11 protein-coding genes are annotated in these 14,784 nt (G+C 74.1%); 5 read left to right on the plus strand and 6 right to left on the minus strand.

What is annotated here, in order from left to right:
* Positions 1–82 precede the first annotated feature (82 nt).
* Positions 83–3,091 carry a hypothetical protein gene (locus ACFWAR_RS30020; protein WP_385783726.1) on the plus strand — a complete coding sequence of 1,003 codons (3,009 nt, stop codon included), beginning with the start codon at positions 83–85 and terminating at the stop codon, positions 3,089–3,091.
* Here ACFWAR_RS30020 and ACFWAR_RS30025 read toward each other — a convergent pair.
* A complete protein-coding gene (locus tag ACFWAR_RS30025; protein ID WP_385783729.1) occupies positions 3,030–3,890 on the minus strand; it encodes an AraC family transcriptional regulator in 861 nt (286 codons plus the stop codon). The genes ACFWAR_RS30020 and ACFWAR_RS30025 overlap by 62 nt on opposite strands.
* A gap of 90 nt (positions 3,891–3,980) precedes the next feature.
* Here ACFWAR_RS30025 and ACFWAR_RS30030 point away from each other — a divergent pair, with 90 nt between their 5' ends.
* The 4 genes from ACFWAR_RS30030 to ACFWAR_RS30045 all read left to right on the plus strand — a co-directional run bounded on the left by ACFWAR_RS30030 (position 3,981) and on the right by ACFWAR_RS30045 (position 11,070).
* On the plus strand, positions 3,981–8,597 hold the full coding sequence (locus ACFWAR_RS30030; protein ID WP_385783732.1) for a DNA glycosylase AlkZ-like family protein: 4,617 nt from the start codon (positions 3,981–3,983) through the stop codon (positions 8,595–8,597).
* Between the two features lie 122 nt (positions 8,598–8,719).
* Positions 8,720–9,403, plus strand: a complete 684-nt coding sequence (locus ACFWAR_RS30035; protein WP_385783735.1) for a hypothetical protein — start codon at positions 8,720–8,722, stop codon at positions 9,401–9,403.
* 41 nt (positions 9,404–9,444) lie between these two features.
* Complete coding sequence (locus tag ACFWAR_RS30040; protein WP_385783738.1) at positions 9,445–10,236, plus strand: Fpg/Nei family DNA glycosylase; 792 nt, start codon at positions 9,445–9,447, stop codon at positions 10,234–10,236.
* A 36-nt stretch (positions 10,237–10,272) separates the two neighbouring features.
* Positions 10,273–11,070 (plus strand): SDR family NAD(P)-dependent oxidoreductase, encoded by a 798-nt coding sequence (locus ACFWAR_RS30045; RefSeq protein WP_385783740.1) that lies wholly within the window; start codon positions 10,273–10,275, stop codon positions 11,068–11,070.
* Here the strand turns inward: ACFWAR_RS30045 and ACFWAR_RS30050 are convergent.
* From ACFWAR_RS30050 to rimO, 5 genes are all read right to left on the minus strand, one after another.
* Entirely contained in the window at positions 11,018–11,248 is a 231-nt protein-coding gene (locus tag ACFWAR_RS30050) for a hypothetical protein (protein ID WP_385783743.1), read from the minus strand. The two genes, ACFWAR_RS30045 and ACFWAR_RS30050, sit on opposite strands and share 53 nt — an antisense overlap.
* Before the next feature lie 167 nt (positions 11,249–11,415).
* Positions 11,416–11,796, minus strand: coding sequence for a helix-turn-helix transcriptional regulator (locus ACFWAR_RS30055; protein ID WP_354381340.1), 381 nt, complete (start codon positions 11,794–11,796; stop codon positions 11,416–11,418).
* A 109-nt stretch (positions 11,797–11,905) separates the two neighbouring features.
* The gene (locus tag ACFWAR_RS30060) at positions 11,906–12,385 is read right to left on the minus strand and encodes a CinA family protein (RefSeq protein ID WP_385783746.1); all 480 of its coding nucleotides are present in this window, start codon (positions 12,383–12,385) and stop codon (positions 11,906–11,908) included.
* 86 nt (positions 12,386–12,471) lie between these two features.
* Positions 12,472–13,128, minus strand: a complete 657-nt coding sequence (pgsA, locus tag ACFWAR_RS30065) for a CDP-diacylglycerol--glycerol-3-phosphate 3-phosphatidyltransferase (protein WP_354381339.1) — start codon at positions 13,126–13,128, stop codon at positions 12,472–12,474.
* Positions 13,125–14,633 carry a 30S ribosomal protein S12 methylthiotransferase RimO gene (rimO, locus tag ACFWAR_RS30070; protein ID WP_385783749.1) on the minus strand — a complete coding sequence of 503 codons (1,509 nt, stop codon included), beginning with the start codon at positions 14,631–14,633 and terminating at the stop codon, positions 13,125–13,127. Before rimO ends, pgsA begins: the two co-directional genes overlap by 4 nt.
* Between the last annotated feature and the right edge of the window lie 151 nt (positions 14,634–14,784).

Below are 14,784 nucleotides of genomic sequence, written 5' to 3' on the forward strand. Positions count from 1 at the left end.
GGTCTTGTACGTTCTTGCGGCGGTCGCGTCCGACACGGCGACACACCGCAACCCTTAGCGATCACTTCGCTACGGTGAGTGTATGAAGCGTGTTCGCACCGTGCCGGTTGAACGTCCTTCGCACGCCCGCTGGGCCCCGTACCTGAGCTTCGCCGCGCTGATCGCCGCCGGCGCCCTCTTCGCCCTGTACCGCACCCGACATCCCCGGAACGTGCCCGGCGAGGTGGCGCTCCAGCTGGCGGGGCGCTGGGAGAAGGCCTATCCCCTCCTCTGCGATCCGCAGCTGTGGTGCCCGCCCTACAAGGAGCGGCTGCGGGCGCAGTACGAGGCCCTGCGCCTCGACACGCTCCTCTTCGTTCCCGCGTACACCCTGGTCCTGCTCGCCCTCTTCGGCCTCGGCAGCTGCTTCCTCCACCGCCAGGTGTCCCGCCGCTTGGCGGTCCGGGGCCTGGGCGCCACCCTGGTCATGGCCGCGGCGGACCTCGGCGAGAACGTCTTCGAGTACCGCGCGCTGGACGGGCTGGCCTCCGGCCAGGACGGCGACCTGGCCAAGGCGGCGATGTTCGCCCTGCTGAAGTGGTCGCTCGCCCTCCCGCTGGCGGGCGCCGCCGGGTGGATCGGGCTCACCCTCTTCGCCCGCCTCTTCCCGCTGCGGGCCCGGGTCACCAACGCCCCGCCGTGCGGGAAACCGGCCCGGGTCCAGGAGGCCCACCGCCTCGCCGACGGCTCCGAGCGGTGGGCCGACCCGGACGTCATCGCGGCCCCGGTGGCCCCGCACGCGACCACGGCGGTGCGCGACTGGGCCGGTTCCACCAGGACCGGCGCCCCCCGGGACAGCGCGCTCGCCCGCTGGCGCACCCGCGCCTACCAACCGCCCGGCCGGGAGCCGGCGTCCGTCGGCATCTGCGTCTCCGGCGGCGGGATCCGTTCCGCGGCGGTCACCCTGGGCGCCCTCCAGGCGCTGCGCGAGGGCGGGGTGCTGGGTCGGGCGCGCTACCTGGTCTCGGTCTCCGGCGGCGGGTACACGGCGGGGGCGTTCCAGCTGGCGCTGATGCCCAAGGACACGCAGGCGGCGGGAAGCCGATCGACGCCGCTCGCCACCGCGCGGGACGTGTTCGCGCCGGGCAGCCCCGAAGAGGACCACATCCGCCGCCACGCCAAGTACCTCGCGGACAGCCCGCGCGAGAAGCTGCTGGCCGCCGGGGTGATCCTGCGCGGCCTCGGAGTGTCCCTGGGGATGCTCGGCCTCGCCTTCGTGGTCGCCGGGGTGCTCCTCGGCGCCTTCTACGACATGGTCCCCTTCATCGACCTGACGGCGCTGCGCCCGGCGCGCCATGCACACTTCCCCGACTTCGCGCCGCACCCCCGGGTCCTGTACCCCGTCCTCGCCCTGGTCGGGGTCTCGGCCGTCGTCTCGGCGGCGTCCTCCCTGATCGTGGCGCGCCGCGGGAGGTCCCGACCGGCCTGGGTCCGCACGATCACGCGCGGTCCCCTCACCCTGGCGGCGCTGGTCGTCGTGTTCGCCGTGGTGCTGCCCGCCGTGTTCTGGTTCTTCGCCTACCTCTCGTCGCTGGCGCACCGGGCGGACGTGCCCACCGGCGGCCCCGGCATCTCGCTGCTCGGCGCCCTCACGGCCGCCGCCACCGGCATCGGCGCGGTGTACACCGCCGTGAGCGACAAGGTGAAGACCCTGATGCCGAGCGGCGAGAGCACGTCGCGCTCCGTATCCCCTTCGTCGATCGTGACCCGGATCGGGGGCGGCCCGATCACCACGGCCGTCGTGTGGCTGGTGCTGCTCCTGGTCGCCTTCTTCGGCCTGTCGCTGCTGTCCTGGTCGGCGGTCTCCGCGCCCGGCTGGCCGGTGGGCTGGCGGCTCGGCCTCCCGATCGCCCTGCTCCTGACCGCGATCCTCATCGACCAGACCACCTTCAGCCTGCACCCCTTCTACCGGCAGCGGCTGGCCGGCGCTTTCGCCGTGCGCCGGGCGGTCCTGCGCGACGGGTCGATCGGCGCGCTGCCCTACGACTACAACGCCGAGTCGACCCGGCTGAGCACGCACGGCAAGCGGGTCGAGGGCTTCCCGCAGGTCATCTTCGCCGCCTCGGCGGCCATGTCGCTGCGCAACCGGACCGCGCCGGGGCGGCCCGCGGTGCCCTTCACCTTCTCCCACGACTGGGTGGGGGGCCCGGACACCGGCTGGGTGCGCACGTCCACGATGGAGGAGACGGCGCACCCGCTGGTCCGGCGGGACCTCACCGTGCAGTCCGCGGTGGCGGTGTCGGGCGCCGCGTTCGCCTCGGCGATGGGCACTCAAGGCAGCGCCGTCCAGCGGTTGCTCGCCCTGTCCAACCTGCGCCTGGGCACCTGGGTGCCCAACCCCTCCTACCTGGCCGAGGTCGCCCGGCACGAACCGGACTGGACGATGCCCCGACTGCCGTGGGTGCGACGGCTGCGCTACCAGCTCCAGGAGCTGGCCGGGCGCTACACCGACACCAGCCCGATGGTGCTGTGCACCGACGGCGGCCACTTCGACAACCTGGGCCTGGTGGAGCTGCTGCGGCTGCGCTGCGAGACCGTGTACGTGATCGATTCCTCGGGCGATCCGCCGCCGCTGGCCCGCACCCTCGCCGAGGCGGTCACCCTCGCCTACGAGGACCTGGGCGTGCGGATCACCTTCGACCAGGCGGAGGTGCTGCGGCTGGTGCCCGGCAGCGCGGCGAAGCTGGACCCGCAGGAGGCGATGGCCGGGCTCAACACCCGCTTCTCGGCCGACTGCGTCGTGCGCGGCGTCGTCGAGTACCCCGAGCCGGTCCTCTTCCCCGGGCGCCGCAAGCCGTCGCGGTTCGCCACGATCGTCTTCGCCAAGGCCGGTCTGACCCCGGACATGCCCTACGAGCTGCTCTCGTACGCCCTCAAGGAGAAGGCGTTCCCCCGGGACAGCACCTTCGACCAGTGGTTCGACCACGCGCAGTTCGACGCCTACCGGGCGCTCGGCCACCACCTGGGCGCCGAGGCCGCGAAGTTCCCGGTCACCCGGCGCCGGTTCGGCCCCTCCGGTACGCCCCCGGTGGGACCCCCACGATCCGGGTGAAGTGCCGGTTCAGGTGCGGCTGGTCGCTGAAGCCGACCGCGAGGGCCGCTTCGGCGGGCGGCGTGCCCGCCTCCAGCAGCAGCCGGGCCCGCCGCACCCGGGCGTCCGTCAGCCAGGTGTGCGGGGGCATCCCGTACCGCTCGCGGAAGGCGCGCAGCAGGGCGAAGGGGCGGGTGCCGAGCTCGTCCGCGAGCTGCTCCAGCGAGGGCGGTGCGCACATCCGCGCCTCCAGCACCTCCCTGGCCCGCTCGGCGTCGGCGGCGCCCGCGGCGGCTGTCCGGCGGACCGGCAGGGGCGCGGCGTGCCGTTGCAGCATCCGCGCCACCACGCCCCGCAGCAGGGTGTCGGCGGCGAGCGGGTTGCCCTCCTCGGCGCCCCGGTGCACCTCGGCGATCATCCGTGCGGCCTGTGCGTCCATGACCATGGCCGGGCCGAAGCCGGGTGTGCCGCGCGGCGCGCCGCTCTCCTCGGCCACCTGCGCGATCAGCTCCCGCGAGGGGTAGAGGGTGGCGTAGCCCCAGCCCTCGGGGACCCCGGCGCGCGCGGAGTGGGGGACCTCGGGGTTGATCAGGACCACGCTGCCGGGACCGGCCCGGAGCACGCCGCCGGGCATCCCGATCTCCTCGACGCCGTGGGTGACGGCCGCGATGACGTACCCGTCGTGGGCGTGCCGCGGGAAGGTGTGGCGCACGTAGTGGGCGCGCAGCAGGTCCAGGCCGGGCAGCTCGGCGTACTGCCAGTGCCGGGCCCACTCACCGGTCCCGCGCGCCGCGCGCCCCGCATCCTCCACCGCTGCCATTCCTCCATTCTGCGCCCCTTGCCCGCAGCACGTCCGCGCACGTCCGCGCAGGTCCGGGCCGTTGTCGGTGGCGGGGTGCACGATGGGGGGATGGCCGGCTCCGCGCTCGACGCGTTCTCCCCCGCTACCCGCTCCTGGTTCACGGGGGCCTTCCGTACGCCCACCGCCGCGCAGGAGGGTGCCTGGCGGGCCATCGGGGAGGGCTCGGACGTCCTCGTGGTGGCGCCCACCGGCTCCGGCAAGACGCTGGCCGCCTTCCTCGCGGCGCTGGACCGGTTGGCGGCCGTGGCGCCGCCCGCCGAGCCGAAGAAGCGCTGCCGGGTGCTGTACGTGTCGCCGCTGAAGGCCCTCGCGGTGGACGTGGAGCGCAATCTGCGCAGCCCGCTGACCGGCATCCGGCAGGAATCGCTGCGCCTCGGGCTGCCCGAGCCCGACATCCGGGTCGGGATCCGCTCCGGGGACACCCCGCCCGCCGAGCGCCGGGCGCTGGCGACCCGTCCGCCGGACATCCTCATCACCACCCCCGAGTCCCTCTTCCTGATGCTGACCTCGGCCGCGCGCGAGGCGCTGAGCGGGATCGAGACAGTGATCCTCGACGAGGTGCACGCGGTGGCCGCGACCAAGCGCGGCGCCCACCTGGCGCTCTCCCTGGAGCGGCTCGACGAGTTGCTGCCCCGACCGGCGCGCCGGATCGGGCTGTCCGCGACGGTCCGGCCGGTGGACGAGGTGGCGCGCTACCTGTCGCCGCGCGGCAAGGTGGAGATCGTCCAGCCGCCCTCGACCAAGGAGTTCGACCTGTCGGTGGTCGTCCCGGTGCAGGACATGGGCGAGTTGGGTGGATCGCCCGCCACCGAGGGCAAGGAGGGCGGGGACAAGCCGTCGATCTGGCCGCATGTGGAGGAGCGGATCGCGGACCTGGTGCAGGCCCACCGGTCCACGATCGTCTTCGCCAACTCCCGCCGCCTCGCGGAGCGTCTGTGCAACCGGCTCAACGAGATCGCCTACGAACGGGCGATGGGCGAGCCGCTGCCCGCGGGCGCTCCCCCGGCCGAGATCATGGCCCAGTCGGGCGCGGCGCAGGGCGCCCCGCCCCTGCTCGCCCGCGCCCACCACGGTTCGGTGTCCAAGGAGCAGCGGGCCCTGGTCGAGGAGGACCTCAAGGCGGGTCGGCTGCCCGCCGTCGTCGCCACCTCCAGTCTCGAACTGGGCATCGACATGGGCGCGGTGGACCTGGTGGTGCAGGTGGAGTCGCCGCCGTCGGTGGCCTCCGGGCTCCAGCGCGTGGGACGGGCCGGGCACCAGGTGGGCGCGGTCTCCACCGGCGTGGTGTTCCCCAAGTACCGCGGCGACCTGGTGCAGGCGGCCGTGGTCACCGAGCGGATGCGCGTCGGGGCCATCGAGTCCCTGCGCGTCCCCGCCAATCCGCTCGACGTCCTGGCGCAGCAGCTGGTCGCGATGGTCTCGATGGACACCTGGCAGGTGGACGACCTGCTGGCCCTGGTGCGCCGGGCGGCGTCCTTCGCGGCCCTGCCGGAGTCGGCGTTCACCGCGGTGCTGGACATGCTGGCCGGGCGCTATCCGTCGGACGCCTTCGCGGAGCTGCGGCCGCGCGTGGTGTGGGACCGCGTGGCCGGTACGGTCACGGGTCGACCGGGGGCCCAGCGCCTGGCGGTCACCTCGGGCGGCACGATCCCGGACCGCGGCCTCTTCGGCGTCTTCCTGGTGGGCTCCGACCCGAAGAAGGGCGGCGGCCGGGTCGGTGAGCTGGACGAGGAGATGGTCTACGAGTCCCGGGTGGGCGACGTCTTCACCCTGGGCACCACCTCCTGGCGGATCGAGGACATCACCCGGGACCGGGTGCTGGTGACCCCGGCGCCCGGGGTGCCCGGGCGGTTGCCGTTCTGGAAGGGCGACCAGTTGGGGCGCCCGCTGGAGCTCGGCCGCGCGGTGGGCGCGTTCGTCCGCGAGGTCGGTGCCCTGTCCGAGGAGGACGGGCGGCTGCGCCTGTTGGCCGCCGGGCTGGACGCCTGGGCCGCCGACAACGTCCTGGCGTACCTGGCCGAGCAGCGCGAGGCCTGCGGTCACGTGCCCGACGACCGGACCATCGTGGTCGAGCGGTTCCGCGACGAGCTGGGCGACTGGCGGGTGGTGGTGCACTCCCCCTTCGGCGCGCAGGTGCACGCGCCGTGGGCGCTCGCGCTGGGCGCCCGCCTCGCCGAGCGCTACGGCATGGACGCGCAGGTCATGCACGCCGACGACGGGATCGTGCTGCGCCTGCCCGATGCCGACCTGCTGGGGCTGGGCGGCGAGCCGCTCGACCTGCTGGACCACGACCCGGCCCCGGCGGGCGGCGCCGCCTTCGCCTTCGAGTTCGACGACGGGAAGGCCCCGCTGGGCGCGGCCGACGTCACCTTCGACCAGGGCGAGGTCCAGGGCATCGTCACCGATCAGGTGGGCGGTTCGGCGCTGTTCGCGTCCCGCTTCCGCGAGTGCGCGGCGCGCGCCCTGCTGCTGCCGCGGCGCAATCCCGGCAAGCGCACCCCGCTGTGGCAGCAGCGCCAGCGGGCCTCCCAACTGCTCCAGGTAGCCTCCGAGTTCGGTTCGTTCCCGATCGTCCTGGAGGCGGTGCGCGAGTGCCTCCAGGACGTCTTCGACGTGCCCGGCCTGACCGAGCTGATGGGGGACGTCGAAGCCCGCCGGGTCCGCCTGGTGGAGGTCACCACGGCCGAGCCGTCCCCCTTCGCCCGGTCCCTGCTGTTCGGTTACGTCGCCCAGTTCCTCTACGAGGGGGACTCGCCGCTGGCCGAGCGCAGGGCGGCCGCGCTGTCCCTGGACTCCCGGCTGCTGGCCGAGCTGCTCGGCCAGGCGGAGCTGCGCGAGCTGCTGGACGCGGAGGTCCTGGCGGAGCTGGAGCGGGAGCTGCAGTGGCTGACCGAGGACCGGCGGGCCCGGGACGCGGAGTCGGTGGCCGACCTGCTGCGGCTGCTGGGCCCGCTGACGGAGGCGGAGCTGGCCGAGCGGGGCGCCGACCCGGCCTGGGCCCGGCTCCTGTCGCGGGCCCGGCGGGTGATCGCGGTGCGGATCGGCGGCGCGGAGCACTGGGCCTCGATCGAGGACGCCGGGCGGCTGCGCGACGCGCTGGGGACCGCCCTGCCGGTGGGGGTGCCCGAGGCGTTCACCGAGCCGGTCAAGGACCCGCTCGGCGACCTCCTGGCCCGGTACGCGCGGACGCACGGCCCGTTCACCACGGCGGCGGTCGCCGCCCGCTTCGGTCTGGGCACGGCCACGGCCGACGGCGCCCTGCACCGGCTCGCGGCGGCGGGCCGGGTGGTGCAGGGCGAGTTCCATCCGGCGGGCATCGGCCAGGAGTGGTGCGACGCGACCGTGCTGCGCAGGTTGCGCAGGCGGTCCCTGGCGGCGCTGCGCCAGGAGCTGGAGCCGGTCCCGCCGACCTCCTTGGCCACCTTCCTGCCCCAGTGGCAGCACCTGGGCGGCGCGCTGCGCGGCATCGACGGGCTGGCCCGGGCGGTGGAGCAGCTCCAGGGCGCCCCGGTCCCGGCGTCGGCGTTGGAGCGGCTGATCCTGCCGTCGCGGGTCGGCGGCTTCTCCCCGGCCCTGCTGGACGAGCTGACCACCAGCGGCGAGGTGCTCTGGGCGGGCGCCGGAGCGCTGCCCGGCAAGGACGGCTGGGTCTCCCTCTACCTCGCGGACGCGGCCCCGCTGCTGCTCCCGCCACCGCACCCGCTGGACCCCTCCCCCCTGCACCAGGGCATCCTGGACGCCCTGTCCGGCGGGTACGGCCTGTTCTTCCGGCAGATCGCCGAGATGGTGCGCGGGCGGGACCCCGAGGTGAGCGACGTACAGCTCTCCCAGGCGCTGTGGGACCTGGCCTGGTCGGGGCGGCTGACCAATGACACCCTGGCGCCGCTGCGCGCCCTGCTGGGCTCGGGCCGGACGGCGGGCGCGACGGCCCACCGGGCCCGGCGGACCGTGCCGCGCGGGCGCTACGGCACGCTCGGCGCCCAGGTCTCGCGGACCGGTCCGCCGACCGTCTCGGGGCGGTGGTCCCTGCTGCCCGCCCGCGCGGCCGACCCGACCCACCGGGCGCACGCCCTGGCCCGGACCCTGCTGGACCGGCACGGGGTGGTGACCCGGGGCGCGGTCGCGGCCGAGGGGGTGGAGGGCGGCTTCAGCGCGGTCTACCGGATCCTGTCGGCCTTCGAGGACAGCGGGCAGGCCCGCCGCGGCTATGTGGTGGAGGGGCTGGGGGCGGCGCAGTTCGCGATGGACGGCGCGGTGGACCGGCTGCGGGCCGCCGAGCGGCACCCGGCCCCGCTGGCGGCGGTGGTGCTGGCGGCGGCCGATCCGGCCTCCGCCTACGGCGCCGCCCTGTCGTGGCCCGAGCCGCCGGCCGGATCCGCGCACAAGCCCGGGCGCAAGGCGGGCTCGCTGGTGGTGCTGGTCGACGGGGAGCTGACGCTCTACCTGGAGCGCGGCGGCAAGACCCTGTTGGCGTGGCCGGAGGCGGACGACCCGCGGCTGGCGGCGGCGACGGCGGCCCTGGCCGCCGGCTGCCGGTCGGGGGCCCTGCCCGCGCTGACGGTGGAGCGCATCAACGCCTCCCCCGCGCTGACCTCGCCGCTGGGCCCGGGCCTGGAGGCCGCGGGCTTCCACGCCACGCCGAGGGGGCTGCGGCTGCGCCCGTGAGGCTGGTACGGGCTTGAGACGTACCTGGGACGCGCCCGGCGCACTGGCGGCCCTTCGGCCGACTAGGCTGCCCGCTGATCATTGAGTTGACGGTGGACCGTCACAAACAATTGGGGGACGCAATGAACGAGTTCCGCACGCGCAGAACCACCCTGGCGGCCACGGGCCTCGCGGTCGTCGCCGTACTGGCCCTGAGCGGCTGCAAGAGCGGCAACGAGGAGACGGGCGCGGCGAAGACCGCCTCCCCCTCCGCCGCCCAGCCGTCGCAGTCGGCGTACGCGCCCGACACGAGCGCCGCGCCCAGCTCCTCGGCCAGCCCGAGCGCCGCCGCGCCCGCCACCGGCGGCGGGGCCGCGGCGAAGGCCGGCCAGCAGTTCAAGATCGGCGAGCAGGCGACCTTCCCGTTCGCCTCCGGCAGCACCAAGGGCACCATCGCCCTCGCCGTCACGGCCATCGAGAAGGGCCAGCCGACCGACCTCGCCCCCTTCAAGCTGGGCGACAAGGTGAAGGGGATGGTTCCGTACTACATCCGCTACCAGGTCAAGAACGTCGGTACCACGGACCTGTCCTTCGCCTCGGTCGGCCACATCAAGGGCCACCTCGGGGACGGCACCGAGGCCCAGGACCTCCTGGTCATCGGCAAGTTCGACAAGTGCCCCAACGACTCCCTGCCCAAGGGCTTCACCAACGGGCAGGTCACCGCGGGCTGCGCCGTCGCACTGGCTCCCTCCGCCGAGACCAAGGTCGCTTCGGCCGAGTACTGGGGCGACCCCTTCACCCTGGGCAAGGGCATCACCTGGAAGTAGTCCGTCCGGCGCGCCTTCGGGCCCGGGGCCACAATGGCCCCATGCCCGAAGGCGACAGCATCCGGCGCGCGGCCACCCGCCTGCACGCCGCCCTGGCCGGCCGCGAACTGGTCCGCAGCGACCTGCGCGTCCCGCGGCTGGCCACCGCCGACCTCACCGGCCGCACCACCCTCGACGTCACGCCCCGCGGCAAGCACCTGCTGCACCGCGTGGAGGGCGGCCTCACCCTGCACAGCCACCTGCGGATGGACGGGTCCTGGCGGGTGTTCGGGCCCGCGGAGCCCTGGCGCGGCGGCCCCGACCACCAGATCCGGGCCGTCCTCGCCACCGCGGACCGCACCGCCGTGGGGTACCGCCTCCCGGTGCTGGAGCTGCTCCGCACCGCCGACGAGCACCGCGTCGTCGGCCACCTCGGGCCCGACCTGCTGGGCCCCGACTGGGACCCGGAGCTCGCCGCCCGCAACCTGCTCGCCGACCCGGCCCGCCCCCTCGGCGAGGCCCTGCTCGACCAGCGCAACCTCGCCGGGATCGGCAACATCTACAAGGCCGAGCTGTGCTTCCTGGCCCAGGTGACCCCCTGGACCCCGGTCGGCGACCTGCCCGAGCCCGAGCGCACCCTGCCCCGGCTGGCCGGGGCCGCGCACCGCCTGCTGGACGCCAACAAGGACCGGCCGCGCAACACCACCGGGAGCCCCCGGCGCGGCCAGGAGCTCTTCGTGTACGGCCGCGCCCACCGCCCCTGCCTGCGCTGCGGCACCCCGGTCCGCGAGGCCCCGCAGGACGACCGGCCCACCTACTGGTGCCCGCGCTGCCAATCCGGCCCCGTACGGTAGTTGACGCTCCGTCAGATACAGTCGTACGGTCCCGGCATGCCCTCACCCCGCGCCGTACCCGCCCCCGCGTCCCTGGCCGCCTACGACCTCACGGGCCGCACCGCCCTGATCACCGGAGCCGCCAGCGGCATCGGCCGCGCCACCGCCGTGCTCCTCGCCGGGGCGGGCGCGACCGTGCGCTGCGCGGACCGCGACGCGGCGGGCCTCGCCGGGACGGCCGACCTGATCGCCTCGGCCGGGGGCGCGGCCGCCACCGTCCACGTCCTCGACGTCACCGACCGCGCGGCCCTGCGGGCCGTCGTGGAGGCCGGGGGGCCGCCGGACATCACGGCCGCGGTCGCCGGGATCATGCACACGAGCAGCGTGCTGGAGACCCTGGACGAGGACCTCGACCGGGTGATGGACGTGAACTTCAAGGGGATCCTGTTCACCTGCCAGGAAGCCGCCCGCGCCCTGATCGCGGCCGGCCGCCCCGGCTCGATCGTCACCATGGCCTCCGGCGCCATGGACGCCGCCCAGCCCGGCCTGCTCTGCTACAGCGCGGCCAAGGCAGCCGTCGTGCAGCTCACCAAGACCCTGGCCACCGAGGCGGGCCCGCACGGCATCCGCGTCAACGCCGTCGCGCCCGGGTGGGTGCGCACCCCGATGACCGGCCGGCACAGCGTCGAGGTCCAGGAGCAGACGCAGGCGGCGATGATCCGGATGTCCCCGCTGCGCCGGGTCGGCGAGCCCGAGGACATCGCGCAGACGGTGCTCTTCCTCGCCTCGGACGCCTCGTCGTTCATGACGGGTCAGATCCTGCGCCCGAACGGCGGAGTCTCGATGCCCTGGTAGCGGCCCGGTGGCGGGCGCAGTGCACCGGCAGCAGCCCGAGCCCCCAGCCGCCCACGGCCACCGCCCCCTCGACCGGCCCGGCGGCCGCGGGCACCAGCGCGAGCCGGAGCACCGCCCACCACCACAGCAGGCCCACGGCCAGGGCCAGGGGTATGCGCAGGTTCCGTATCCGCCGCACGGCAGCCTCCCAGGGCCGGGATGGACTCGACCATCCTCGCGCACCCCCCGCGAGTGCGCACCCAGAAGCGCCCCGCGCACGGGTGCGCGACGGCCCGGAACGACCGGGAGCCCCGGCCGGCGCTTCACACGCCGACCGGGGCTCCGGTCACACTCACGCTCTTGCGATCAAGCGGCGACGACATTCACCGCTTCCACGGGCGACTTGATGGTCACCCGCTCCGGCGGTCCACCCGTGACCGAGGCCACGGAGACCGAATTGAGCATCGGGCGCACCGGTACCGGGACCGGTTCGCTCGCGGCCGACTGCGCGAGTTCGGCGAGCGACAGTTCGTCGCTCACTTCGCGCATCAGCTCGGACATCCGTACGTCCAACGCGTCGCAGATCGCGGAGAGCAGCTCGGAGGATGCCTCCTTCTGCCCCCGCTCCACCTCGGAGAGATAGCCGAGCGAAACTCGGGCGGACGAGGAGACTTCGCGCAGAGTACGGCCCTGGCGCTGGCGCTGCCGACGCAGCACGTCACCCAGCAGGCGACGGAGCAGAATCATCGGTGGCTCCCTCCTCTGACCGTGTAGCCGTAACCTTCACGCCCCACCGTACCGCCTCGCGCGGCGGCCGTGCGGGGAGCGATGTCGTGTTCACTCAGGGCTGCAAACATCAAATCCCCCCGTTCCGTTCCGTGTCCTGCCTTCGCAGATTCTCGCGGAGTTCGCTCGAGAGAAGTTCGAGCACTGTCCGTACACTCTCCCTACGGATTTCCGCACGCGAGCCGTTCAACCGCAGCCGGGCGGATTTCCTGCCCGCAGGTCCCGCGACGGCGATGAAAACCGTCCCCACGGGCTGCCCGTCCTGCGGCTCCGGACCGGCCACCCCGGTGGTCGAAACGCCCCACGAAGCATCCAGCACGCGCCGCACTCCGGCCGCCATCTCCTCTGCGACCTGCGCGTTCACCGCTCCGTGCGCCTCCAGCAGCGCGGCGTCGACGCCGAGCACCCGCTGCTTGACCTCCGTCGCGTACGCCGTGACCGAGCCGCGGAAGGACCGCGAAGCCCCGGGGACCGAGGTCAGCTCGGCGGCGACCAGCCCGCCCGTGAGGGATTCCGCGACGGCGACCGTCTGGTCACTCTCCGCGAGCACGTCCAGGACGTACGCGGCCGCCTCGGCGGCCCCCCGGGCCGCCGTGCGCCCCTCGGGTGACCGTTCGGACTCCGCCGTCCCGTGCGTCACCTCGCGGCCCGCTCCGCGGCGATGCCCGCCCGACGCAGCACGACGGCCTGGCGAATGTAGTCCAAACCCGTGACGACTGTGAGAAGTACGGCCACCGCCATGACCCAGAACCTCAAGGTGGCCAGCGGCCCGGTGAGCGCCAGCACGTACATGCCGACCGCCGTGCCCTGGGCGAGGGTCTTCATCTTCCCGCCCCGGCTCGCCGGGATCACCCCGTAGCGGATCACCCAGAACCGCAGGAGCGTGATCCCCAGCTCCCGGCCCAGGATCACCCCGGTGACCCACCAGGGCAGGTCCCCGAGCCAGGACAGACACACCAAAGCCGACCCCATGATCGCCTTGTCGGCGATGGGGTCGGCGATCTTCCCGAAGTCGGTGACCAGGTTGTAGGTCCGGGCCAGGTGCCCGTCGAAGATGTCGGTGATCATGGCGACGGCGAAGGCCGCCCACGCCAACGCCCGCCAGACGGGGTCGTAGCCCCCGTCGGCGAGCAGCAGCAGCACGAATCCCGGCACGAGCACGAGCCGGATCATCGTCAGGATGTTGGCGATGTTCCACAGGCTGGCCTGGTTGACGGCCGCGGCCCCCAGCTTCGCGCCGGGCGCGGGCCGACGGCCTGTCCCGCCCGCCGCGGGTGCGGGGACTCCGGTCATCCGGCCGCCTCCTCAAGATCCCCGAAGTCGGCGCCCAGGGGCTCGGCCACCAGGTCCACGCCCAGGGTGCCGACGACCTTCGCCGTGACGATCCGCCCGGGCACCAGACCCGCGCCGTCCGTGAAGACGACCTGGCCGTCGGTCTCGGGCGCTTGGTGCGCGGCGCGCCCGTAGGCACCCGCGGCGTCCTCGTCCTCGTCGTCCACCGACACCACGGTCTCGACGAGTACCTCCAGGGTCTCCCCGATCCGCTCCTCCGCGCGCTGCGAGGTCAGCTCCTCGGCGAGCCGCTGCATGTGCGCGAGCCGCTCGGCGATGGTGTCCTCGTCCAGCTTGTTCTCGTAGGTGACGGCCTCGGTGCCGTCCTCGTCCGAGTAGCCGAAGACGCCGATGGCGTCGAGGCGGGCGTGGGTGAGGAAACGCTCCAGCTCGGCGAAGTCCGATTCCTTCTCGCCGGGGAAGCCGACGATGAAGTTGGACCGCACGCCGGCCGTCGGCGCCTTGCCGCGGATGGTGTCGAGCAGTTCCAGGAACCGGTCGGTGTCACCGAAGCGGCGCATGGAGCGCAGCACGTCCGGGGCGGAGTGCTGGAAGGACAGGTCGAAGTACGGCACGACCTTGGGGGTCGAGGTCAGTACGTCGATCAGGCCGGGCCGCATCTCGGCGGGCTGGAGGTAGCTCACGCGGACGCGCTCGATGCCGTCCACCTCGGCCAGCTCGGGCAGCAGGGTCTCCAGCAGGCGGATGTCGCCCAGGTCCTTGCCGTACGAGGTGTTGTTCTCGGAGACCAGCATGATCTCCTTGACGCCCTGCTCCGCGAGCCAGCGCGTCTCGCCGAGCACGTCACTGGGACGGCGCGAGATGAAGGAGCCGCGGAAGGACGGGATGGCGCAGAAGGAGCAGCGCCGGTCGCAGCCGGACGCGAGCTTGACGGAGGCGACGGGGCTGTTGCCCAGGCGGCGGCGCAGGGGCGCGCGCGGCCCGGAGGCGGGCGCGAGGCCGTCGGGCAGGTCCGAGGGGGCCTCGGCGACCGGCTCCTGCGCGTGGCCGGGCAGGGCGACCTCGGTCTCCTGGCGGGCGGCCGGGCTGATCGGCAGCAGCTTGCGCCGGTCGCGCGGGGTGTGGGAGGCGTGGATGCCACCGTTGAGGATCGTCTGGAGGCGGTCGGAGATGTCGGCGTAGTCGTCGAAACCGAGGACTCCGTCGGCTTCGGGGAGCGCTTCGGCGAGTTCCTTGCCGTAGCGCTCGGCCATACAGCCGACGGCGACGACGGCCTGGGTCTTGCCGTGATCCTTGAGATCGTTGGCTTCCAGCAGGGCGTCTACGGAGTCCTTCTTGGCGGCTTCGACGAAGCCGCAGGTGTTGACGACGGCTACGTCCGCATCGGCGGCGTCCTCGACGAGCTCCCAGCCATCCGCCGCCAAGCGGCCTGCGAGCTCCTCCGAGTCCACCTCGTTACGGGCGCAGCCAAGAGTGACAAGGGCGACGGTACGGCGTTCGGGCATGGACTCAAGACTACTTTGTCTCGGCACCGGCCCCCGCCCCCGTCCGGCGCACCGCCGCGGACGGCGCGGACCCCGGGGCGCGAATGCGCGCCCCGGGGTCCCCCCCCAGAGGGGTAAACGCCCCTAACCCCCCCAGAGCGGGGCCCAGACG

Source organism: Streptomyces sp. NPDC059917 (assembly GCF_042730635.1).
Classification (GTDB): domain Bacteria; phylum Actinomycetota; class Actinomycetes; order Streptomycetales; family Streptomycetaceae; genus Streptomyces.